The 23,266-nt window shown below is 58.9% G+C and carries 18 protein-coding genes; 17 read left to right on the top strand and 1 reads right to left on the bottom strand.

Annotated elements, in window-relative coordinates; translation table 11 throughout:
• Positions 1-87 precede the first annotated feature (87 nt).
• The 17 genes from OZX62_RS08245 (at position 88) to leuA (ending at position 20,501) form a co-directional block, all read left to right on the top strand.
• Positions 88-852 (top strand): hypothetical protein, encoded by a 765-nt coding sequence (locus OZX62_RS08245; protein ID WP_277175717.1) that lies wholly within the window; start codon positions 88-90, stop codon positions 850-852.
• 122 nt (positions 853-974) lie between these two features.
• Positions 975-1,244 carry a 30S ribosomal protein S15 gene (gene rpsO / locus OZX62_RS08240; RefSeq protein WP_277142331.1) on the top strand — a complete coding sequence of 90 codons (270 nt, stop codon included), beginning with the start codon at positions 975-977 and terminating at the stop codon, positions 1,242-1,244.
• Positions 1,245-1,557: 313 nt separating this feature from the next.
• Positions 1,558-4,308, top strand: a complete 2,751-nt coding sequence (locus OZX62_RS08235; RefSeq protein ID WP_277175716.1) for a polyribonucleotide nucleotidyltransferase — start codon at positions 1,558-1,560, stop codon at positions 4,306-4,308.
• 328 nt (positions 4,309-4,636) lie between these two features.
• Positions 4,637-6,133 (top strand): hypothetical protein, encoded by a 1,497-nt coding sequence (locus OZX62_RS08230; protein WP_277175715.1) that lies wholly within the window; start codon positions 4,637-4,639, stop codon positions 6,131-6,133.
• Complete coding sequence (locus OZX62_RS08225; protein ID WP_277175714.1) at positions 6,133-7,122, top strand: ATPase, T2SS/T4P/T4SS family; 990 nt, start codon at positions 6,133-6,135, stop codon at positions 7,120-7,122. The genes OZX62_RS08230 and OZX62_RS08225 overlap by 1 nt, the downstream gene beginning before the upstream one ends.
• Positions 7,123-7,144: 22 nt before the next feature.
• Complete coding sequence (locus OZX62_RS08220; protein ID WP_277175713.1) at positions 7,145-7,825, top strand: pilus assembly protein; 681 nt, start codon at positions 7,145-7,147, stop codon at positions 7,823-7,825.
• 235 nt (positions 7,826-8,060) lie between these two features.
• Positions 8,061-8,708, top strand: coding sequence for a hypothetical protein (locus OZX62_RS08215; RefSeq protein WP_277175712.1), 648 nt, complete (start codon positions 8,061-8,063; stop codon positions 8,706-8,708).
• A 295-nt stretch (positions 8,709-9,003) separates the two neighbouring features.
• Complete coding sequence (locus OZX62_RS08210) at positions 9,004-9,291, top strand: DUF4244 domain-containing protein (RefSeq protein ID WP_277175711.1); 288 nt, start codon at positions 9,004-9,006, stop codon at positions 9,289-9,291.
• A 66-nt stretch (positions 9,292-9,357) separates the two neighbouring features.
• The gene (locus tag OZX62_RS08205) at positions 9,358-9,930 is read left to right on the top strand and encodes a TadE family type IV pilus minor pilin (RefSeq protein WP_277175710.1); all 573 of its coding nucleotides are present in this window, start codon (positions 9,358-9,360) and stop codon (positions 9,928-9,930) included.
• A gap of 227 nt (positions 9,931-10,157) precedes the next feature.
• A complete protein-coding gene (locus OZX62_RS08200; RefSeq protein WP_277175709.1) occupies positions 10,158-10,625 on the top strand; it encodes an Rv3654c family TadE-like protein in 468 nt (155 codons plus the stop codon).
• 230 nt (positions 10,626-10,855) lie between these two features.
• Positions 10,856-13,855 (top strand): DNA polymerase III subunit gamma/tau, encoded by a 3,000-nt coding sequence (gene dnaX, locus OZX62_RS08195; RefSeq protein WP_277175708.1) that lies wholly within the window; start codon positions 10,856-10,858, stop codon positions 13,853-13,855.
• A 3-nt stretch (positions 13,856-13,858) separates the two neighbouring features.
• On the top strand, positions 13,859-14,461 hold the full coding sequence (gene recR / locus OZX62_RS08190; protein ID WP_277150168.1) for a recombination mediator RecR: 603 nt from the start codon (positions 13,859-13,861) through the stop codon (positions 14,459-14,461).
• A 276-nt stretch (positions 14,462-14,737) separates the two neighbouring features.
• Positions 14,738-15,502, top strand: coding sequence for an aspartate kinase (locus tag OZX62_RS08185; RefSeq protein ID WP_277175707.1), 765 nt, complete (start codon positions 14,738-14,740; stop codon positions 15,500-15,502).
• Positions 15,503-15,672: 170 nt separating this feature from the next.
• Positions 15,673-16,215 carry an ACT domain-containing protein gene (locus OZX62_RS08180; protein WP_277177084.1) on the top strand — a complete coding sequence of 181 codons (543 nt, stop codon included), beginning with the start codon at positions 15,673-15,675 and terminating at the stop codon, positions 16,213-16,215.
• Between the two features lie 367 nt (positions 16,216-16,582).
• Positions 16,583-17,653 carry an aspartate-semialdehyde dehydrogenase gene (locus OZX62_RS08175; protein WP_277175706.1) on the top strand — a complete coding sequence of 357 codons (1,071 nt, stop codon included), beginning with the start codon at positions 16,583-16,585 and terminating at the stop codon, positions 17,651-17,653.
• Positions 17,654-17,800: 147 nt separating this feature from the next.
• Positions 17,801-18,421, top strand: a complete 621-nt coding sequence (locus tag OZX62_RS08170; protein ID WP_277175705.1) for a DUF5701 family protein — start codon at positions 17,801-17,803, stop codon at positions 18,419-18,421.
• Positions 18,422-18,590: 169 nt separating this feature from the next.
• Positions 18,591-20,501, top strand: coding sequence for a 2-isopropylmalate synthase (gene leuA, locus OZX62_RS08165; protein WP_277175704.1), 1,911 nt, complete (start codon positions 18,591-18,593; stop codon positions 20,499-20,501).
• A 223-nt stretch (positions 20,502-20,724) separates the two neighbouring features.
• On the opposite strand, the gene OZX62_RS08160 is transcribed toward leuA, so the two are convergent.
• Positions 20,725-23,073, bottom strand: a complete 2,349-nt coding sequence (locus tag OZX62_RS08160) for a transglycosylase domain-containing protein (protein WP_277175703.1) — start codon at positions 23,071-23,073, stop codon at positions 20,725-20,727.
• Positions 23,074-23,266: the final 193 nt, after the last annotated feature.

Below are 23,266 nucleotides of genomic sequence, written 5' to 3'. Positions count from 1 at the left end.
GGTGTCACGAAAGGCTGTATTTGACGTTTCGTAACGCCGGAAAGCCTTGATGGGGCAATGCGAAAAGATTCGTAAGATCAATGAGGCATGGCCATGACGAATGATTCGACAGATAAAGACCACGAGTCCTCAAAAAATTCTTTGCAGAAAGCTGGACTTCTCGAAAAGCCGGAAGAATCCGAAAAGCCGGAAGACAACGAAGCCGTCGAAATCGTCGAAGGCAAAGTCGAGAAGGTCAGCGTTTCCAAGCATCCCGAAGCTTCCATCCCGCAGACCGACCTTTCGCTGGCCGACATCCAGCGCAGGCAATTCCGGCCGGTGCGTTGGGTGGTGTATGTGGTCATCCTTCTGGCCGCCATCATTGTGCCGTATTGGCTCGGGCGTGTGCTTGCCGTGCAGCATACCAAGCAGATCATCAAGCTGTTGAGCCCGTTCGCCCCACAGGGTGTGGCGCTGGTTTCGTGGGCGGTCACCGTGTTCGCGTTGGCCACATTCGCGCTCTCCTTCGTGGAGGAGCATGCTTGGCTCTGGCGTAACCTTTTCCTGCTTTTGCTGGCTTTCGAGCAGCTGATTGCCGGCGTTTCGCTCCTGAAATTCAAGTTCTGGTTCTCCACGTACGTGATGTACGGCTCCTCGTCGGTGCTGCCGAACGCGGCAAACCTGGGCATCATCGCGGCGTTGATTGCGGCCGGAGTTTATGTGATTCTCTTCGTGGGTCTCTTGATCGGCATCAAGAAAGATTCTCCACTGAACGTCCTGACGCGCAGCTGGGCCTCGTTCCTCATGTACTTCGTCATCGAAGGCATCGCCATCCTGATTGTCCTCTTCAGTGGCCTGATCACCGCCGTGTGACGTTGCCGGCAATTCATCCGTACCTCTTTCTATACTTGAAACTTGGCGTGTATTCGCCCGCGGATAGAGAGCGCTTCGGCATCATGCCGATGGCACCGCGCAGCAACTATAAGGAGGATGCCGTGGCACTTACGGCTGAAGAAAAGCATGAGATCGTAACCAAGTATGCGACGCACGAAGGCGACACGGGATCTCCCGAGGTTCAGGTTGCGCTGCTGAGCAAGCGTATCTCCGATCTGACCGAGCACCTGAAGACTCACCAGCACGATAACCACTCTCGTCGTGGCCTGCTGCTGATGGTCGGCGATCGTCGTCGTCTTCTCAACTACTTGAAGAAGGTCGACATCAACCGTTACCGCTCTTTGGTCGAGCGTCTTGGTCTTCGTCGATAGCTGTTTTATGCCCGGGCTTCGTGCTCGGGCTTTTTCAGAGGTTTGATTGGACAGGGTGGGGCAATCCGCCCAACAATTTTCGCGTGTGAAGAAAAACCGACGGCCCTAAGGTGAGGGTCGATAATTGAAATATCTGGATATGTATTCCGGCGAGATCGCCGCCAATGCTGCTTCAGACTGAGAAGTGAAAGTCAACGTGCCGTCCACCAGCGTTGGTGAGGCCAGGTAAGCCTTACAAAAATACACAAGGTCGGACGTTGACAAAGCATTTTGCAGTATGTTGGAAATAGGAAATTAAACAAAGGAGGAACCCTTGGAGGGTCCCGAAATTAAGGCCGTAGAGGCCGTTATTGACAATGGTTCATTTGGTAAACGTACGTTGCGATTCGAGACGGGTCGTCTCGCGCAGCAGGCCGACGGCGCTGTAGCCGCCTATCTTGATGACGATTCGATGGTCCTTTCGACCACGACCGCCGGCTCAAGCCCGAAGGAAAATTACGATTTCTTCCCGCTCACCGTCGATGTGGAAGAGAAGATGTACGCCGCGGGCAAGATCCCGGGCTCGTTCTTCCGTCGTGAAGGCCGTCCTTCGAACGACGCCATCCTCGCCTGCCGCATCATCGACCGTCCGCTGCGTCCGCTCTTCCCGCACACGCTGCGCAACGAGGTTCAGGTCGTCGAGACCGTATTGGCCTGCAACCCGGACGATGCCTACGACATGATCGCTTTGAACGCTGCTTCCGCATCCACCATGATCTCCGGCCTGCCCTTCGAAGGCCCGGTCTCCGGTGTGCGTCTGGCGTTGGTCGACGGCCAGTGGGTCGCCTTCCCGCGTTGGAGCGAGCGTGACCGCGCGGTCTTCGAGATCGTCGTGGCCGGCCGCGTCATCGAAAACGGTGACGTTGCCATCGCCATGATCGAGGCCGGCGCCGGCAAGAACGCCTGGAACCTCATCTACGACGAGGGCCAGCAGAAGCCGGACGAGGAAGTCGTCGCCGGAGGGCTGGAGGCCGCCAAGCCGTTCATCAAGGTCATCTGCGAGGCTCAGAACGAGCTCAAGGAGAAGGCCGGCAAGACCAACGACAAAGAATTCCAGCTCTTCCCGGAATATACGGACGAGCTCTACAAGCGCATCGACGAGATTGCTCACGACGACCTCAACGACGCCCTTTCCATCGCCGCCAAGCTTCCGCGCCAGGAGCGCATCCACGAGATCAAGGAAGACGTCCGCGCCAAGCTCGCCGACGAATTCACCGATATGGATGACGCCGAGAAGGAAAAGGAACTTGGCAATGCCTTCAAGGAACTGCAGCGCCAGATCGTGCGCCGCCGCGTCCTCACGGAGGACTTCCGCATCGACGGCCGTGGCCTGCGCGATATCCGTACGCTTTCCGCCGAGGTCGGCATCGTGCCGCGCGTCCATGGTTCCGCACTCTTCCAGCGCGGCGAGACCCAGATTCTGGGCGTCACCACCTTGAACATGTTGAAGATGGAACAGACGCTCGATTCCATCTCCGGGCCGCAAACCAAGCGCTACATGCACAACTACGAGATGCCGCCGTATTCCACCGGTGAGACCGGTCGCGTGGGCTCTCCGAAGCGCCGCGAGGTCGGCCACGGTGCGCTCGCCGAGAAGGCGCTCGTGCCGGTGCTCCCCAGCAAGGAAGACTTCCCGTACGCCATCCGTCAGGTCTCCGAGGCCATCGGCTCCAACGGCTCCACTTCCATGGGCTCCGTCTGCGCTTCCACGCTTTCGCTGCTCGACGCGGGTGTTCCGCTGAAGGCTCCTGTCGCGGGCATCGCGATGGGCCTGATCTCCGGGGACGTCGACGGCAAGCACATCTACAAGACCCTGACCGACATCCTTGGTGCCGAAGACGCGTTCGGCGATATGGACTTCAAGGTCGCCGGCACTTCCGAATTCATCACCGCGCTCCAGCTCGACACCAAGCTCGACGGCATCCCCGCCGATGTTCTGGCAGCCGCGTTGCAGCAGGCGAAGGAAGCCCGCACCACCATCCTCGAGGTCATCAACGAGTGCATCGACGCTCCGGCCGAGATGAGCCCGTATGCCCCGCGCATCATCACCACCTCTGTTCCTGTCGACAAGATCGGCGAGATCATCGGGCCCAAGGGCAAGATGATCAATCAGATCCAGGAAGAGACCGGCGCTGATGTCAGCGTTGAGGACGACGGCACCATCTACATCGCTTCCGAAGGCGGCGACGGCGCGGAGAAGGCCAAGGCCACCATCGACGCCATCGCGCACCCGCATGTTCCCGCCGTCGGTGAGAACTTCAACGGGAAGGTCGTCAAGACCACGAGCTTTGGTGCATTCGTGAACCTCACGCCCGGTACTGACGGCTTGCTGCACATCTCGCAGATCCGCAACCTGACCAACGGCGAGCGCATCGACGCCGTCGAAGACGTGCTGAAGGAAGGCGACACCGTCGAGGTGACCGTCCAAGGCGTTGACGACCGCGGCAAGATCTCGCTGGCCATCCCCGGCTTCGAGGATCAGGAATCCGGCCCGCGCGGCGGTGGCCGTGGCGGACGTCGCGACCATGACGATCGTGGTGGCCGTGGCTATCGTGGCCACGGACGCGACCGTGAGGATCGTGATGACCGTCGTCGCCGTGATGACCGTGACGATCGTGATGACCGCCGTTCCAGCCGTGGGCGTGACGACCGTTCCGAGCGTGAGGATGTTGAATTTGAGGATCGTCCGCGTCGCCGTCGCGAAGACCGTGACGATCGTGATGACCGTCGCCGTTCTGACCGTGATGACCGCCGTGGTCATGACCGCGAGGATCGCGCCGAGCGTGATGACAACGATGATTTTGAGGATCGTCCGCGTCGTCGCCGTGAGGACCGCGACGATTACCGCCGCTCCGACCGTCATGAGGGACGCCGTGGTGGCGGCTACCGTGGTGGCCGTCGCAACGACCGCAACCCTCGCTACGCGACCGACGATCACTATGACGAATATCGTGAGGACCGCGAAGAGCGCAGCGAGCGCCCGCGTCGCCGTGTCCGCCGCGACTTCGATCCGTTCGATGACTGATTGAATGGGTGATTGGTCGTTTCCATCGGCTGATCGTTAGATAATCGATAACTGGTCTGCAACCTGCTTGATTTGGGTTGCGGACCAGTTTCTTTATTCAGTCACGTTTATTGTTTTTTAAAATAATTTTTATTTCTTTTGATAGTTTCTTGTTGTCTTGTAGCTATTCTCAATGATTTATGCTGATTTAATGCGTTTTTTGTGGATGAATGTGCATGGCTTGACGAGCCAACCCGCGACACGCCTCAAATGTGGATAACCCCTATCATTCGACCACAGTACCCGTTTCAGCTTGCGTTCCTGCACTACAAGTGGATTGAATGGGTATATGGAAAATGTACTCACGATTTCAAGGTCGAGCCGCTCAGATACCCCGTTCGCCCGGCACAAAAGGATACTGCTGCCCGCCGAGGCGAAAGGCAGGCCAGTCAGGAGGTTGCGGCCGCAGAAGCCGCCTTCCAGGATTTCTGTGGCTACGGAGATTTCTGCGATACCACCGCCGGCGAGGCTGCCGATGCGGTTGCCGACGTGCGTGAAACCACAGCCTCACCGGCCGCAAAGCCCGTCGCTTGTGCTCGAATTGCCGCGTTCGCCCCAAGTTCTAAATGCGCCCGACCTGCCTTTCAGCGCGCCGGCGGTGCAATTGCAAGGCCGCGATTCGTTGTGGGCTCCCGGCAGTGCGCAGTCGGGCGACCCAATGTCGCTTTCGGCTTTCAACGCCCCGATGCCGTGTCCTGCCATGACGCAGGAACTTGTGGTTCGCCGGCCTCAGAGCACCGCGATGGCCGCATTGACGCTTACCGATCCGCCGATGCCCCAAGTACACGTGGCGCGGGAGGCTTACGAGATCTCGGAGAAACGCAAGAGAAAGGCCGGTCTCGCACAGCTTGAGGAGTCGCCGAGCGTTAAGGGCATGACCGCGCAAACATTTGCCAAGCACACAGCCGTTTTCCTCTCGGCCAGCGGGGGAGTGGGGTTGAGCGCGCTCTGCTCGCTTACCGCATTGCAGCTCGCTGATCAAGGCAGGCGCATGGCGTTGGTGGATGCCGATTTCGGTGGCGGCGGGCTTGACATCCTGCTCGGTCTCGAAAACGACAAAGGCTTGCGGTTCGGCACATTGAACGCGCCTTTGGGCAAGATCGACGGTGACGTCCTGTGCAAGCGACTTCCGCATTGGGAAGGCGTGCCCGTCCTCGCCTTTGACTCGTGGAACAGCGAAATCCCGGAATGGTGGGAGGTCAAGGCCGTGATGGCGGCCTTGGAACGCAGCGCGAGTGTGGATATGGTTTTGGTCGATGGCGCTCGCGGCCAGGTCATCGACATGGTCCCTGATCTTCGCGCGGCACCGGTCGTCATCATCTCCGAACTTTCGGTGCTCGGCTTGGCCCGCGCCAAAGCTCTGCTGAATGCCCTCGCGTCAGGCCGTATCGGCTCGTCAGGTCAACGAAACGCCGGTCTTTCAAGCAATATTGGCGATGGCTCCCTTGAATCGTTAGCCCATCGTTCCTTCCAATCTCAGGGCGACGGTTTTGTACAAGACAGCGAGGCCGGATATTCTGACTCGGAAAACCGCGAAACCCCACAACTTGCAGCGATTGTCGGCATCGAGCCGAGAGGTACATCGCGGCGGCGCGGAGTCGTGAGCGTCAATGAGGCCAGCGAGTATCTGGACCACCGGGTTCTCGGGCCCGTATGCCCCAACAGCGCGAGAACCAGCGATGCGCTGGAAGGACTCGGGCTCAAGCTCGCGAAAGCCGATCGGGCGGTGATAGTTGAGCTGGCTCATGCCGTCAGTGACGCGGTTGAAGGAGGTGAGCGACATTGATGTTCGGGCCCCTTGAGGATCTGGCGCATGAACCGGCGTTGACCGATATCGCCGTGACCTGCGAGGGCCGGGTATGGGTCGACCGGGGTGGCGGAATGCGCGAATACCATCCTTCGGTGCCGTTCCGTTCGCCGCAGGTCGTGCGTGAATATGCCACCCAGCTCTGCGCTCAGCTTGGCAAGCGGCTGGACGACGCCTGCCCGATCGCCGATGCTTCGAGCGTCGAAGGCATCCGCATCCATGCAGTCATCGCCCCGATCGTGCCCACCGGTGCGAGCATCTCCATACGTTTTCCGAGCCGTACGGTTCCAAGGCTGAGCGGGCTCGGCGCGGGAGGCATGTTTCCGCCTTCCTGGTTTCCCCTGCTTTGCGGATTGGTGAGCAGGCGTGCGACGATTCTCATCACCGGTGGTACGGGAGCCGGCAAAACCACGCTGCTGAAGGCCTTGCTTGCCCAAGCCGACCCCGCCGAACGCGTCGTCAGCGTCGAGGAAGTCCGGGAGCTGGGCACGCTCGGTCGCGGCAATCACGTTTCGCTGGTCGTCCGTGAGGCCAACGTGGAAGGTGCGGGCGCGATAGGGTTGCCGGAATTGGTGAAAGCGACGTTGCGGATGCGCCCCGACCGCATCATTCTGGGTGAGTGCCGCGGCGAGGAGATTGCCGACTTGCTGCGTGCCTTCAACTCCGGGCATCACGGCGGCATGGTCACCCTGCACGCCGACAGCGTCGACCGCGTGCCTTCCCGTCTGGTGTCGCTGGGATTGTTGGCCGGTCTCAACCAACCGGCGTTGACGATGCTTGCCGCCGGTGCTTTCGACGTGGTTCTGCATATCGAGCGGAGCAATGGCAAGCGGCGAATCGCGCAGATCGGCCGGCTTTCCAAGGATATCGAGCATTTCGTCGGTGAGCCGATAGCGACTTGGAGCGGCTCGGGAATGCCGGTGCCGGGCCCCGGATGGGACGGTTTCGTCAGCCGTTGGTCGGAGTGATTTCATGGATTGCTATGCGTTGATGGCTGGTCTTTTGCTGATGGCCGCGGTGCTTTGCTTCGGCTGGCCAAGCGAAACCGATAAACACGGAACGCTCGATTCGGCTGCCGTTCTCGCTTCCACTTCCGCTGCGAGTTCGAAGCGTAAGGCGGGCATTCTTTCATGCATCGATGCGCTGAGGGCGTCCGTAAAAGCGGGTGGTTCGCTTGAAGAGGCCTTCGCCGAGCAGGCGCAGGGCGAACCGCTGTGTCAGACCGCCACCATGCCTGATCTCGCGCAATTGGAAGATATCATGCACGCGCAGTTGAGCCCGAAGGAGACACCGGCCCAGGCCGACCAAGCGGCGATTGAGCTGGATCTGGCCTGCAGGCTGAGCAAAAATCTCGGGTGCGAGGCCTCGCACTGCTTGGACGCCGTGGCTTCGTCCTATAAGCGCAATCGCATGATGAAAACCTTGAAAGACAATGCCTTCACCGTACCGAAATCAACCGTGAAGCTGCTCTCTCTGTTGCCGTTGGCCACACTCGTTTTGGCGCAGTTGATGGGCGCTTCACCGATCGCGTTCCTTTTCGGCAATAGCGTCGGCCGGGTTTGTTTGCTGCTGGGCGCGGGTACGTACGCATTGGGGATGATGTGGATGAAGGCGCTGATGGACGGTGTCGAGGCGGCTGAAGGCAAGGTCGGCGACGAGAAGAAGTCTTGAGCAAAGGGGCTGCATTTTCCGGGTCAGCGGAAGTTTTGGACTGGCATTGCGGCAGGAAGGTGCGGAGAAAATTGCATGGGGAGATCCTTCGTAAAACCGTATTGGGAAGTGCTGTGTAAACGGTGATGGGAATGTTGTGTAAACCGCAACGGGAAGTGCTGCGTCAAACCGTGATGGGAAGTGTCTGTGGAACATGCGGTTTGAAATGTATTGCAATGACAAAGGTGGGTGGGGAATGAACGCACTGATTTCAGGCTGTTTAGTGGCTGTGGCATGGGTTTTGTGGCGCTCGCCCGCGCAAGCGCTTTCGGGGCAACTGCGTGCGTTGGCTACGAGTTGTGCTGCGAAGCCGTCGCTCGGAGTCATTCTGGAGATGATGGCGGTGGCGATGCGTGAAGGCTCCTCGATTCCGCACGCGCTTGAGGTCATCGGCTTGATTGTCGGCGGAACGCTCGGTGACGGGCTTTGCCGGGCTTCGCGTTCATTAATGCTCGGGTTTAGCTGGGAGGATGCATGGTTCGCGGCTTCCCTGGCCTGTCAGAATGCGGGGGAGCAGAGCAGGCAGGGGGCTGAACCAAAAAACAGGCACGCCCGAAAACGCAAGGGAAAAGATGACGATCCGCCTTCGGATGACGTCGTTGCCGCGCTTGATGCGTTGAGCGTCATCGATGGCGCTTTGAAAAGCACGTGGATCCGCGGTGTTTCGCCGGTCGGCCCGTTGGAAAGCGCGGTCGAGCAGCTGGATGCGCGGGCCCGCGCGTCAATCGAGCAGTCAGCTCAGCGGCTTTCAGTCAAGTTGCTTTTGCCCACTGGCCTCTGCTTTCTGCCCTCTTTCATGCTCATCGGCATCATCCCGGCCATAGGTTCGTTCATCGGTCATTGAGCCTGTTTCGTACATACATGTCAACGTGCTTGGATTGCGGTCTGGAATTTTCTGCATAGGGTTTTTGTATTTCACTTTCGTGTGTTTTTGGGTGTGGATAATTTTCCGACATTCCACATTCCTGTACACATTTTTGGTGGACGAAAACCGCGACACGCCCGGGATGTGCATAACCCCGAGCATCCGACCACAGTGCCCGGAATCGTCACGGTAAACGACGAACTTCTGTCAGACTGGGGGTATCGCAATCGCAACGGTTGTGGTATCAAATTTCACAGAAATCAAAGGAGTAATCATGAGTAAAGAATTGATGACCATCGATCAGTCCGGCACCGGCGTCACCACGGGTTTCGCCTCCCGTCTTTCGGAACGTTCGAGGCAGGTCAAGGGACAGCTGTGCCTGATGGATGCCCGTTTCCGCACGGCAATGGCCGAACCCGACGAAGGCGCGGCCACAGCCGAATACGCGGTGGTTCTGGTGGCTGCCACCGGATTTGCGGCCGTTTTAGTGGCCTTGCTCAAGTCCGGTGCCGTCAAGACGTTGTTGATGCAATTGGTCAAGAAGGCGCTCAAGGTGGTCTGAGTTTCCGTGCCGCTATGTCAAGAAAATGAACAATAAACGATGTTGATTGCAGAGAGGATGCAGGGCATGATGTCACTTCAAAAGATGCAATCACATGGACCAGCTGACCGCCGTTGCGGTGGGGATCTCATCCCGGCGGCGGCCAATGCGGCAATCAGTACGTCGGGCAGCACTGGCACGGGCTGGTCGCTGGTTGCTTGGATACGAAACTTGCGTCAGCGGCTTCGCAGTCATGCTGCCGGTGACCGGCATCGGCTCTTCGGCCGCTTCAGTGGGTTTGGCCGGTTCGGTGCTCGCCGGTGCAAAGCCAGCGACGAAGGAGCTGTCACCGCCGAATTCGCCGTCGTGCTTCCGGCGGTGATGGTGATGGCTGTGCTGCTGATGATGCTGGCCCGGGCGGTCACGGTGGAGATGAACTGTCAGGATGCCGCCTCCGCCGCAGCCCGTGTGGCCGTGGTGTCCAACAGTGACACCGAGGCCCGTCTGGCCGCGCACGATGCCGCCGGCGGCGATGCCAATGTCTCCATATCCCGGGGCTTCAAGCAGGTCAAGGTGACGGTAAGTTGCCGCGTAGTGCCCGACCCTATGCATGTGCTGCCCATGGCCGTGGTCGGCAAGGCGACGGGAGTCGTCCAATGAACGGTTGGAAGAAACGCCGCAAGGCCAAGGAAAACCCAGAATGCAACGATTCCGGCAATGACCAGCCATGCTGGGCGGATCGTCGCAGGACCGAGTCGAGTATGGAATGCAACGATTCTGGCGAGGCAGTGCATGGTTGGGCAAATCGTCCCATAGCTATAAAGGAATCGGAATATGCTTGTCGCGGTAATTTTCGAGATTCCTGCCGGAAGCGTAATGGCGGTCTGATGTCACGGCGTTCCCGGCCGGTGGTGTCGAATCGGGTGAGGCGGTTTTTCGCTTCATTCATATTCGACAAGCCGGCTGCGGCACCGGCTTCGGTGATTGCACGTCATCGTCTATTGAACGCCGGTGCGTACGATGAAGGCTCCGGAACCATCAACGGGGTCATGCTCATTGCCGTCGCGGCGATACTGATATCGGCGGTTGCCCTCGGAGGTAATTTTCTGGTCTGTGTCTCAGATGCCCGATCGGCCGCCGACCAAGCTGCCATCGCAGGAGCTGAGTCCGCGCGAGACGGTGATTTCGATCCATGCATCAAATCCCGGCTGGCCACCACCCTCAACAAGGCGGCTCTGGTCATCTGCAAGGTGGATGAGGAGGACGTCACTGTCAAGGTCGCCGTGAAAACCGCGGTTCCGTTCGCGCCTCTGGTCTCCCGCATGGCTCGGGCAGGTCCGGTAGAATGTTCGTAGAAGCATTGGTGTTGTTCAAGGTGCGGTCGGCATGGCTGTGGTTGTGCGCATAAGGTAAGCTGTATTACGTTTTATAAACAACTCTATAGGTACGCGTGAATGCGGTTAGTGAAAAGGCCGTGGCACGGTGAGGCCTATCAGCGCTCTGACTCGCGCAAAACGGCGAAAAGAGAATGATTCCGCTCGTGAAACATCACCGAAAATAGTCGGGTAAAGGTAGGTTATAGAGTATGGCACTTGCATTGTATCGACGGTATCGGCCAGACACATTTGACGGCATCATCGGGCAGGATCAGGTCACCGTCCCGCTCTCCCGCGCCTTGGACGAAGGCAAGCTGACGCACGCCTATTTGTTCAGCGGGCCGCGCGGTTGCGGCAAGACCAGTTCCGCGCGAATACTGGCCCGATGCATCAACTGTGCCAAAGGCCCCACCTCGCATCCTTGCGGCGAATGCGAAAGCTGTAAGGACCTGGCCACCGGCGGCCCCGGCTCGATCGATGTGGTTGAGATTGACGCGGCCAGCCACAACGGCGTAGAGGATGCGCGTGAACTGCGTGAACGTGCCGCCTTCGCCCCGGCCCGTGATCGTTACAAGATTTTCATCCTCGATGAGGCCCACATGGTCACTCAGCAGGGATTTAATGCCCTTCTGAAGATCGTGGAGGAACCGCCGGAACATGTCATGTTCATCTTCGCCACCACCGAGCCGGACAAGGTCATTTCGACCATTCGCTCGCGTACCCACCACTATCCGTTCCGCCTCGTGCCTCCCGAGATTATGGGCCCCTATCTGGAAGAAGTGTGCGAAAAGGAAAGCATCGATCTTGAGCCGGGTGTGCTGAAGCTCACCATGCGTGCCGGCGGCGGTTCGGTGCGTGACACGCTTTCCGTACTCGACCAGCTGATGGCCGGAGCCGTTGACAACGAAGTGTCATACGATTCTGCCGTGGCCCTGCTCGGCTTCACCCCAGACGAACTGATCGGCGAGGCGATCGATGCGGTCATCGACAAGGACGGCGAGAAGCTCTACGGCGTGGTCGAAAAAGTCGTCGTCGGCGGTTTCGAACCCCGTCGGTTCGTGGAAGATCTGCTCTCTCGCGTGCGCGACTTGCTTGTGCTCACCCTTGGCGGCGAGAAGGCCGAAAGCGTATTGAGCGACGACTCCGCCGTTGAAGACATGAGCGATCTGCACCGTCAGTCCTCGGCGCTGGGGCTTGCCACGCTTACGGCGATGGCCGAGACCATCAACGAGACTTTGGGAAGCATGACCGGGGCGATTTCGCCTCGCATGCGTTTGGAACTTTTGGCTGCGAAACTGCTGGCCGGACGTGAGAACGGCTTTGCGCCAAGCATGGCTCAGTCCGGTTCCGTTCCCGCAGGTGCGGGCTCGGCAGGATCTGCCGTCGGCAATAATAACGGAGCCCGCCAAGGTAATAATGCTGCTCACGGTCGTGGCGGTTTCATCGGCTCCAGCAGGAATGCCGCAAATCAGCGGCAGGGCAACGCTCCGGCTGGTGCTGGATTTGCACCCGCCAACCAAGGTTCTGCGCCAAATGTCAACGTCCAAGCTCAGCAGGCCAGCAATAATGCCAATATGCAGGCTTCCGGCGCTCAAACGGCAAGTGGTGTCGGCGCCTCGGCTGCCAACGGGCAGACTCCACAGTCTTCTGCGAATAGTGCTGAAGCCAACGGGGCCAGTGCAAACGCCGCACAACAGCAAGCTGCTCAGGCCGCTGCGCCCGCACGGGTGAATATCGACCCGAATGCCACCGTCGAGGAAAAGTGGGACGCGGTGCTGACGTCGTTGCCTGAAAATGTGCGCGAATATGTCGCTCACAACAAGGTGCCTACGGTTTCTTTGGCGACCAATAACGCCGGCAAGTCGCGTCTGTCGATGACCTTCGATTGCGCGCTGAGCCAGCATGCCTTCGCGCTGGCACTCGCTTCCGATGCCGAGCACAACGGCCAGAAGGCCGCGAACGTGGTGCTGGATGGCGTGCGTTCTGTCTTTGGCCCGCACACGATGATCGCTCCCACCGGTGTGGCGGCGAATGGCGAAAAGGTCATTTCCACCAAGCGTATGAAGCCCGAGGAACTGGCCAAGGTCAAGCGCGATATCGCGGTTGCCAAGGTCTCGGCGACCGGCGGGTTGGGCATGGCTGCGGGGGCTGGCGGGCATAGCGCCTCGAGCCCGAAGGAACAGAAGAAAGCCGACGCCGATGCCGCCGGTGAATCCGATGATTCCTCCCATCGAGCGGGCTTTGCGGGAAGCGAAAACGGCAAGGGCAATGACGGCGTAGGTGGAGCCGGTAGCGGCAACGTGAGAACCGGAAACGACGTGTCGCAAAGTGCCGGTGTCGCGGCGAGTGCATCAGCTTCAGCGCAGCCGCGTGAAGGCGTAGGGTTTGCGAATCCGGTAGCGATGGGCCAGGGGTCGCAGAATCCTATGGATGACGATTACGATCCTTGGATGAATCCGCTTCCTGTTCCCGGTTCGCAGGGTGGCTTGGACGCCAATCCGATGGCTAAACAAGCCGTCGAAACGAACGTTGTGGATAATGCTGCGCAGTGTGTTGGCAGTAATGGTTCAGGTCTGCCTGCCTATGTTGATACATCCGAAAATCGTCCCCCGGAACATCACAAGAAGCATATCGCGGTTCCGGATTTAAGTGATGGCATCGACCCTTGGGCCACCCCTCCGGTGCAGGAAGAAACGGCCGGTTCCAACTCCGAAGCCTCAAACGCAGGCAATACTTCGGATACATCGCAGCCGGCGCGCAATAACGTGACACATGGTTCGTCGTCCACGGCCAATGTCGATAATTGGCAGACCAGGCCGCCGGATTCCTCTGGCAACGGTTCTCCGGTTTCGCCAAACGCTGCCAATGGCTCCGAAAATCTGGCTTCCGCAGTGGCTGGCAATTCCCAGCCGAAATCTGCAGCCACGAACGGCATGTCAGCCGTAAAGCTGGACGACAGGGGAGACGTGGCCGCACGCTTCCAGAATGTCGACACGACCGACGAGACGGAGCAGCATCCGCAAGTGGCTGCCGAAGACGATGACTATTCCCTGAACGATCAGTCGTTGGGCGACGCCACAGCGGTAAGCATGGATGAGCTTTCGAAACTCTTCGAGGTCAAGCAGGTCGAGGACTTCAAAGCGGATGACCCGAAGAATCCTAAGAACATCAAACCGGTGGAGAAGCACACGGACGAGGAGAGACGATAGCAGATGGCTTTGGCGTATGATGGCGCGATTCAGCGCCTTATCGACGGTTTCGCGCGCCTGCCGGGCATTGGCCCCAAAGGTGCCCAGCGCATAGCCTTCTACCTGCTTTCGGCCAGTGACGAAGAGGCGCAGGACCTGGCGGACGCCATCCGCGAGGTCAAGGAGAAGGTGCGGTTCTGCGAGATCTGCGGCAACGTGTGCGAAACGAGCCCGTGCCCGATCTGCTCCGACCCGCGCCGTGACCATTCCATCATCTGCGTGGTGGAGGAGCCGAAAGACGTCATGAGCATCGAGCGCACCCGCGAATTCCATGGTGTCTACCACGTTCTTGGCGGGGCCATCAACCCGATGGCGAACGTCGGACCCGGCGATCTGGCCATTCCCAAGCTTCTGGACCGGCTCAAAACCGACGAGGTCAAGGAGATCATCCTCGCGCTCGACCCCAATATCGAAGGCGAGGCCACGGTGACCTACCTGAGCCGTCTGCTTTCCCCGCTGGGGCTCAAGGTCACGCGGCTTGCCAGCGGCCTGCCGGTGGGCAGTGACCTGGAATATGCGGACGAAATCACGCTCGGAAGGGCCTTGGAAGGCCGGCAGGAAGCCTGAACGTTCGTTTGTGCCGATAATTGGACTAAAGAACTGAACTTTGAGTCGCGTTTGCCGTTCCAAACGTTCGAGCACGTGCAAGCGGTATGCCCGCATGGTGGTAAGCGACGCAATCAGGCGCGGGACTGGCATATAATTCAATCATTACTGTCGAAAGCTGACCGCAAGACCGGGTTGCGTTGTGTTGTTTCGCATCGTGTCATTTGCCAGTTGGCGTTGAGATATGGCGGCTTGCGTTTAAAAGCAACGCGTCCGTCAGGGGAGAAAAGGAAAATCGTGGCGCTTATCGTGCAGAAATACGGCGGGTCATCTGTGGCCGATGCCGAGTCCATCAAGCGCGTTGCCAAGCGGATTGTGGAGACGAAACGCAAGGGCAATAATGTCGCCGTCGTCGTTTCGGCGATGGGTGACACCACCGACGATCTGATCGACCAAGCCATGAGCATTGATTCCAATCCTCCCGCGCGCGAGATGGACATGCTGATGACAGCAGGCGAACGCATCTCGATGAGCCTTCTGGCAATGGCCATCCACGCAGCCGGTGAGCGTGCATACTCCTTCACCGGTTCCCAGGCCGGTTTCATGACCGATGCACAATTCGGCGCGGCACACATCAAGGCCGTCAAGCCGGAGCGCGTGGCCCATGTCGTGCATGATGGCAAGATCGCCATCGTCGCCGGTTTCCAAGGCATCAACGCGGACGGCGATTACACCACGTTGGGCCGTGGAGGTTCCGACACCTCGGCTGTCGCGCTCGCGGTGGCGCTCGGAGCGGATATCTGTGAAATCTATACGGACGTCGATGGCATTTTCACCGCAGATCCGCGTATCGTTCCCAGCGCTCGCCGCATTCCCTCCATCAGCTACGACGCCATCCTTGAAATGGCTTCCTGCGGTTCGAAGGTCCTGGCCTTGCGTTGCGTGGAATACGCCCAGCGTTTCAACATGCCGTTGCATGTGCGCAGTTCGTTCTCTCATCGGATGGGCACGTTGGTGGTGCCGGAAGGCGTGGACGCGCGCGAGTTGCCGAACCTGGAGTGAGCGGGCGGAGAGCCACGACGTTAGCGCAAAATGTAAAAACATATCGATAGAGACTTGAACGTAACCAGAGCAAAGGAAACACAATGAGCAGCGACACCACGAAAGACGATGACGTGAATCTGGCCAGTAACAGCAAAACCAGCAAGGCTGGCAAGACCGAAAACAAGTCGATGGGCGACATTTTCCCCGATCTCGGCCCCGAGACCCCGGTGATTTCCGGTGTGGCCCACGACCGCACCGAATCCCTGGTCACCGTGCGCGGCGTTCCCGACGAGCCGGGTATGGCCGCCCGCGTGTTCACCGAACTTGCCAAAAGCGGCATCAACATCGACATGATCGTGCAGGCCGGCGCGTCCACTGGCAAGGCCGACATCTCCTTCACCGTCCCCGATGCCACGGTCAAAACCGTCGAGAAGGCGCTTGACGGCAAGAAGGCGAAGCTTGGTTACGACTCCTATTTCGTCAATACGAACGTCGGCAAGGTCGCCGTGGTGGGTGTGGGTATGAAAACCCATTCCGGCCTCGCCGCCAAGTTCTTCGAGGCCCTGAGCGCCGAACACATCAACGTGATGATGATTTCGACTTCCGAAATCCGCATCGCGGCCCTCGTTCCGCTCGACCAGCTCGACGACGCGGTGCGTGCGCTGCATACGGCTTATGGCCTCGACGCCGATCAGGTGGAGGCTGTGGTCTACGGCGGCACCGGTCGCTGAAACGCGGCGTGCGTTGCGTTGGCGGTGGCCGTCGTATCTTTATTGATACGATTCCGGATGCGTTGTTGCCTGTAATGGAGGCCGAATTGCCTGGAATGGCGGGAACGCTGTCATATGCAAGTAATCGGGATAAGCATATTCGGTGCCAAGCGTCGTTCGAGCCGGCCTGTGTTTGACTGATGCGTTGTAGGTATTTCTGCGTTGCGTTATGTCTCATATAGTCATATGCAGCTGCCGGCCGCGCAGTACCTCGCGCTATGATATGGCACATAACGTCTAATGGTGTTTTGCGCGCTTGGGCGATGAATATGCTGTGAGAAGCGGCGGCGCAAGTCGGAAATAAACGGCCGTCAAACGGGAGGAACAGATGTCTGAATCAAACGGACAACAGCGCAAGGTCAACGTCGCGGTGCTGGGAGCCACCGGCCAGGTCGGCATGGTGATGCGTCGCGTGCTCGACGAACGGAATTTCCCCATCAATAACCTGCGTTTCCTCGCTTCCTCGCATTCCGCCGGCACCGTGCTCAAATGGCGTGACCGCGACATCGTGGTCGAGGACGTGGCCAAGGCCGACTTGAGCGGCATTGATATCGCCATTTTCTCTGCCGGCGGCGGCACTTCGAAGATTTGGGCACCGAAGTTCGCCGAAGCCGGAGCGTATGTGATCGACAATTCATCGCAGTGGCGTATGCACGACGACGTGCCGTTGGTTGTCGCTGAGGCCAATCCCGACGATCTTGATGACATTCCGCGCCGCATCGTCGCCAACCCGAACTGCACCACGATGGCCTGCATTCCCGTGTTGAAGGCGCTGGACACTCACTTCGGCCTCAAGCGCCTGATTGTCAGCTCCTATCAGGCGGTTTCCGGAGCCGGCCGCGCCGGAGTCGAGCAGCTGATGAACGAGGCCAAGGCCGCCGTCGATCAGGGCGCCGACAAGCTCGTTTTCGACGGTTCCGCCATCGATTTCCCCAAGCCCACCAAGGTCGTGCGCACCATCGCCTTCAACGCCGTGCCGTTCATCGGTGCCATTGTCGATGATGGCAGCGAAGAGACCGACGAGGAGCAGAAGCTCAGGAACGAAAGCCGCAAGATTCTGCACCTGCCGAACCTCGCCGCTTCCTGCACCTGCGTGCGCGTCGGCGTCTTCACCGCCCATGGCATGTCGGTCAACGCCGAGTTCGAGCGCGATGTCACACCCGACATGGCCCGTGAGGTGCTGAAGGACGCTCCGGGCGTCGAGCTCAACGACATCCCGACCCCGCAACTGGCTGCCGGCAAGGACCCGAGCTTTGTTGGCCGCATCCGTCAGGACCAGGCCGTCGATGGCAAGAAAGGCCTCGCATTCTTCATCGCCAACGACAATCTGCGTAAGGGTGCTGCCTTGAACGCCGTCGAGCTCGCCGAGATCGTAGCCCGCAAGCATTTTGGTGCGTGACGCTTTCCCAGCTTTCGCTTTTATTCTCTCTAATGCGGCCGCAAGCGCGAAACGGAAACATGGTCGAAAATCGTGCTTGTGGCCGCATTGTCGGTTCTGCTGTGATTGAATCCGCGCTTCATCATGAGCAGGTGACATACTGGAACCATGTCGAAGGCATCTAAAGAAGCGCAAAAACAACTGGACCGCATCGTGGCGTTGGGCTATCCCGACGTGGCCGATATGAGTGCGGCGGCGTTCCATGCTCTTGCGCGTCCGCTCATCGATGCCCTGAAAGACAGTGATCTGGGAGAGAACATCCTTCTCGTTCCTACCCACGAACTGGTGAGTCCGGAGTCGCTGATCGCCCGAACCAGCATCAACCGTATGGCCGGCTTCACCACCATGCCCCCGCGCGATGTCGCCAGTTTCCTCCCTCAGGACGGCTTCGAGCCGCCGGAGGGCCCGTTCTATCTGGTCGTTGACCCGCACACCGGCACTGCTTACGTCAACCGCGAACCGGACGTCGCCCGCAAGCTCATCGATTCCGACGAGCGCATGCCGCTGACCCTTGAAGAAGGCCTTGCCATCGCCACTCAGCACCCGGATTGGCTGGTGAAAAAGAACGGCTTCAACCTGCTCGGTTCCCGCAGCGCCGACGGCCGCGTGCCCAGCATCTGGATGAGCCAAAATGCCCCGCGCCTGGGCTCCGTCTGGCCTACTTCCCGCCACACGTGGCTTGGCAACGCTTACTGCCAGGCTCGTCGCGGAGTCTCGCTTTTCCGCTGAATTTCATTTTTCTCGTCAAATCTTGGAATATAGGCGGTTTGAACGCATCGAACCGTCTATCATTATCATTTATATGTTTCTTCAAGGTAATTAAGCCTATCAAAACATATAATATTTAGTTACATCGCGTCGCAACCTGCGGTGCGTAATACAAAGAAAAGGAGGAGTGATGGGTCAGGATCAACAATCATCAGTGTTTGATCTCGCGGCAGTTGCCGCACAATCCAATGGAGGTAACAACGACCTGCTGCTGCCTCCCCGTCGCTTCGTAGGAGAACCCCAAAAGCCCAGCAAGATGCCATATACCAAGTATGTGGCCTACGACAAGCAGATTCCGTTCGATTACCCCGAGCGCACCTGGCCGGAAAAGAAGCTGCGCCGCGCCCCGCGCTGGTGCTCGGTCGATCTGCGTGACGGCAATCAGGCGCTGGTCAACCCGATGGATTCCGAGCGCAAGCTGCGTTTCTGGAACCTCCTGATTTCCATGGGATTCAAGGAGATCGAGGTCGGTTTCCCGTCGGCTTCCGACACGGATTATGATTTCGTGCGTCTGCTTATCGAGCGCGAACTTATTCCCGACGACGTCACCATCGTCGTGTTGACGCAGGCCCGCGAACATTTGATTCGCAAGACTTACGAATGCCTGCGTGGCGCCAAGCGTGCCGTGGTGCATTTCTACAATTCCGTTTCCGTCCTGCAGCGCGAAGTCGTCTTCCGCAAGGACAAAGAGGGCATCAAGAAGCTGGCGACCGATGCGGCCGAGCTTTGCAAGGACCTTGAAGGCGCTGCCGGTGGCACCGACCTCTATTACGAGTATTCGCCTGAATCCTTCACCGGAACCGAGCCGGATTACGCCGTCGAAGTCTGCAACGCCGTTATCGACGTCATCAAGCCGACACCGGATCACAAGATGATCATCAACCTGCCGGCCACCGTCGAAATGACCACGCCGAACGTTTTCGCCGACGAGGTCGAGTACGTCTCCAACAACCTCAAAGACCGCGATTCCGTCGTTCTCTCGCTGCATCCACACAATGACGAGGGCATGGGCGTCGCTGCTACGGAGCTGGCCGTGCTGGCCGGGGCCGACCGCGTTGAAGGCTGCCTCTTAGGAAACGGCGAACGCACCGGCAACGTCGATCTGGTCACTCTGGGCCTCAATATGCTCACGCAGGGCGTCGATCCGCAGATTGACTATTCCGACGTGCCGAAGATTCGCAAGACCGTCGAATACTGCAACCAGCTCACCATTTCCGAGCGCCACCCCTACGCCGGCAATTTCGTGTTCACCGCCTTCTCCGGCTCCCATCAGGACGCCATTAAGAAGGGGCTCGAGGCCCGCGAAGCCGCGGCGGAACGCGCCGGAGCCAACCTCGACGACTTCGTCTGGCTTGTGCCCTACCTGCCTATCGACCCGAAGGACATCGGCCGCAGCTACAAGGCCATCATCCGCGTCAACTCGCAGTCCGGCAAGGGCGGTATGGCTTACTTGCTCAAGACCAACCACAACCTCGACCTGCCCAAGCGCTTGCAGATCGAGTTCGAAAAGGTCGTTCAGGATTACGCCGACAAGACCGACAAAGAGGTCAAGGACGACGAGATCTGGCGCCTCTTCAAGGACGAGTACCTCCCGGTCGAGGAGAACGGTGCGTTCGCGGCCAGTGAGGCCGTGGGCGACGAGGGCGACGAGAACCTCGAATCGTGGGGTCGCTTGAAGCTGCTCAACGTTTCGGTGACTTCCGGCGCGGACGGTTCCGACACCGTCTTGAAGGCCAAGCTGCTCGACCGCGGCGCAGAGCCGGGTGCCGATCCGATCGAGCGCGAGGTTTCGGGAGCCGGCAACGGCCCGCTCGATGCGTTCCTCAATGCGCTTTCCACGATTGGCCTTACGGTCAGCGTCATGGACTACGCCGAGCACGCCATGACCGCCGGCACCGACGCAATGGCCGCCTCGTACATCGAGTGCCAGATCGGCGGCGAGGCCAATGCGAAGATCATCTGGGGCGTTGGCATCGATTCGTCGATTACCACCAGCTCGCTCAAGGCGATCATCTCCGCGATCAACCGCTCGATGCGCTAGATTTCACGGTTTCATGTTTCCTGTTATTTCCTTTCGTTTTTGCCGCTAATGAGCGAAAACGAAAGGAAACACGAAACGGCATAAAGAACGATAACGTTAAAACAATAAAGATGTGGGCTTGCTCCTTTGAAAGGATGCAAGCCCACATCTTTGCTTTGGCCGGGTAATCCGAATATATCGTCGATATCCTTAAATCGTCAGCATCACGAATATCGTCAACCGATTACTGTTGCCCCTGAGAGTTCTGTGGCGACTCGGTGCCGCCGGTCGACCCCTCGGATGGTTTCTGCGCCGGCTGTGTGCCGCTGTTCGCATTGCCGCTTTCGCTGGGGGTGCTTGAGCTTCCCGGATTGCTGGTCTCACCATTGGTTGTGGTGCCGGCGCCCGTGTTGCCATTGGTCTCGGTGCCGGTGCTGCCACCGCCGGTAGTGCCGCTGCCTCCAGTGTTCTCATAATTCCTGCGAGTTCCCCAGCCGGAATACGATGACCTGGCGCCCGTGCCCCACGTGCCGTCGGACCCGCCGATCTTGCCCTCGTCCTTGGCCACGGGGAACGTCTCGTTCGGCGTATTGGCCAGCGCCTGCCTCATGTACTCGGTGAAGAGATGCACTGGATAGTTGCTGCCGTTTCCGAAGTACTTGATGTTCGGCATTTCCTGCGGTTTGCCGTTCTGGTCGGGATTCCACATGGCGAAAACGGTGACCGTGTTTGGCGTGAACCCGGCGAAACTGCCTGCGGTCGAGTCGTTCGCGGTACCGGATTTGCCGGCCACGGTCTTGCCGATCTTGCGCGCTTCCGTCGCGGTGCCATACTGCACGGTTCCCGTCATCGCCTTGGTGACCAGCGCTGTGTCGTTCGGGTTGAAGATGCGCGTGGTGTCGGTCGGGGAGCGGTACATGTCTTTGCCGTGCGAGTCCTTCATGCTCGCCACGATGTGCAGCGTCGGCTTGTTGCCCTGGTTGGCAATGGTGGAGTAGGCCTGCGCGATGTCCTCGACGTGCACGCCGTCGTTGCCCAGCACGGTGAATGGGTTGTCGCCCGTCACGAGCTTCGGGTCCATACCCGCGGCCTGCGCGGTCTGTGCCACCTTCTTGGCTCCCAGGTGCTGCTGGAGATCCATATAGATGGTGTTGACCGAGTTCGCCGTGGCGTTGTAGAGGTTGGTATAGCCGAAGCTTTCGTTGCCGAAGTTCTGCACGGGCGCGGTGATATTGGTGAACGTTCGCGGGGAATTGCCGTTGAAGGTCGTGCTGAGGTTGACCCCGGCCTCGACCGTCGCCAAGAGCGCGAAGGGTTTCATCGTCGACCCGGGTTCATAAATGGCCTGGGTCGCGTTGTTGAGCGGTTTGGCCAGGTAATCGTCGCCTCCATAAATCGAGATGATCGACCCGTCCTTCGGATTGACGCTCATACCGCCGATCTGCACGCCGGCAGGCACGATTCCGTTGCCGTCCTGCGAGGGGCTCGCGACCTTGAACATCAGATCCTGTTTGTTTTTATCGATAGTGGTGACGATAGTATAGCCGCCGGTGTCAAGGTCGTCGCGGGTGAACGCCCCGCTGCCGATCAGTTCGTCGCGCACCATCTGCAGGATGTAGCCGTTCGTGCCTTTATACGAGCTTTCCTGGGATTGCGGAGGGATGGTAGACGGCATCTGCGGATTGGCCGCCGCGTCCTTGGCGCTGATATACCCCTGTTTTTCCATGATTCCGATAACGCGGGTGTAGCGTTGCTGCGCACGTTTCGGGTTTATCGCCGGGTCCCAGGTCGAAGGTGCCGGGATGATGCCGGAAAGCAGCGCCGACTCGGGCATGGTCATGTCTTTGGCGTCTTTGTTGAAATAGGCTTTCGACGCAGCCTCGATGCCGTACGCCCCGCGTCCCAGGTAAATCGTGTTCATATAGTTGCACAGAACTTTGTCCTTGTCCTGCGACTTGGTGATCTTCATCGCCAGAATCGCTTCGCGTACCTTGCCGGAGTAGGTGTGGGTGTCGCCCATATAATAGCGTTCCGCATACTGCTGCGTGATGGTGGACGCACCTTGCCGCGCCCCGCCGCTCACATTGTTGAGCAGGGCTCGTGCGATGCCTTTGAAATCCACGCCGGTGTCTTTGTAGAACGTCTGGTTCTCGCTGGCCACCATGGATTGCCCAATGTATTTGGGCAAGGCGTCGCAGCTGATGATCTCGCGGTTCTGTGTGGCGAAATCGCCGACCGGGGTAGTGCCGTCAGCGTAATAGACCTTGGTTTTTTCGGCCATGGCGATTTTTTCCGGCTGCGGGATTTCGGTGGTGGCGTAAAGATAGGCGAATACGCCGATGCCGGCGAGGATGAGGGCCGCGATGATGCCCAGCGTCCACTTGAGAATGCGATGCTTATGCTTTTTGGGCGCCTTACGCTGCGGGCCATGTCCGTTCGGTCGGTTGTAGCCGTTTGAGCGTTTGTGCGAGGTAGCCGTGCTGTGGCGCGAATGCTGGTTGCGCGGTTTCTGAGCGCTTTTATAGGCACGTTTGGGCTTGGCTCTGCCTGAACCTGCGGCGCGCGCCGAAACTGTGAGAAACTCTGTGACCATGCCAACTACCGTAACGGTTGCCCCTGAAAAACTACTGGGATTGGAGGGCAGAAGTGGCTTTTATGTGTAGTTTTGGTATCAAAAAATCGAAGAGTGATGTAATTCATATCGGATTTTTCAAATTCCTGCTCGTCATGGGCGCTCAATATATTTTCGTACACATTTACATTCATTTATATAATTGCTGTTACAT

It is taken from the genome of Bifidobacterium sp. ESL0690 (genome assembly GCF_029392315.1).
In the GTDB taxonomy this organism is placed as follows: domain Bacteria; phylum Actinomycetota; class Actinomycetes; order Actinomycetales; family Bifidobacteriaceae; genus Bifidobacterium.
This window is presented reverse-complemented; position numbering and strand designations above follow the sequence as displayed.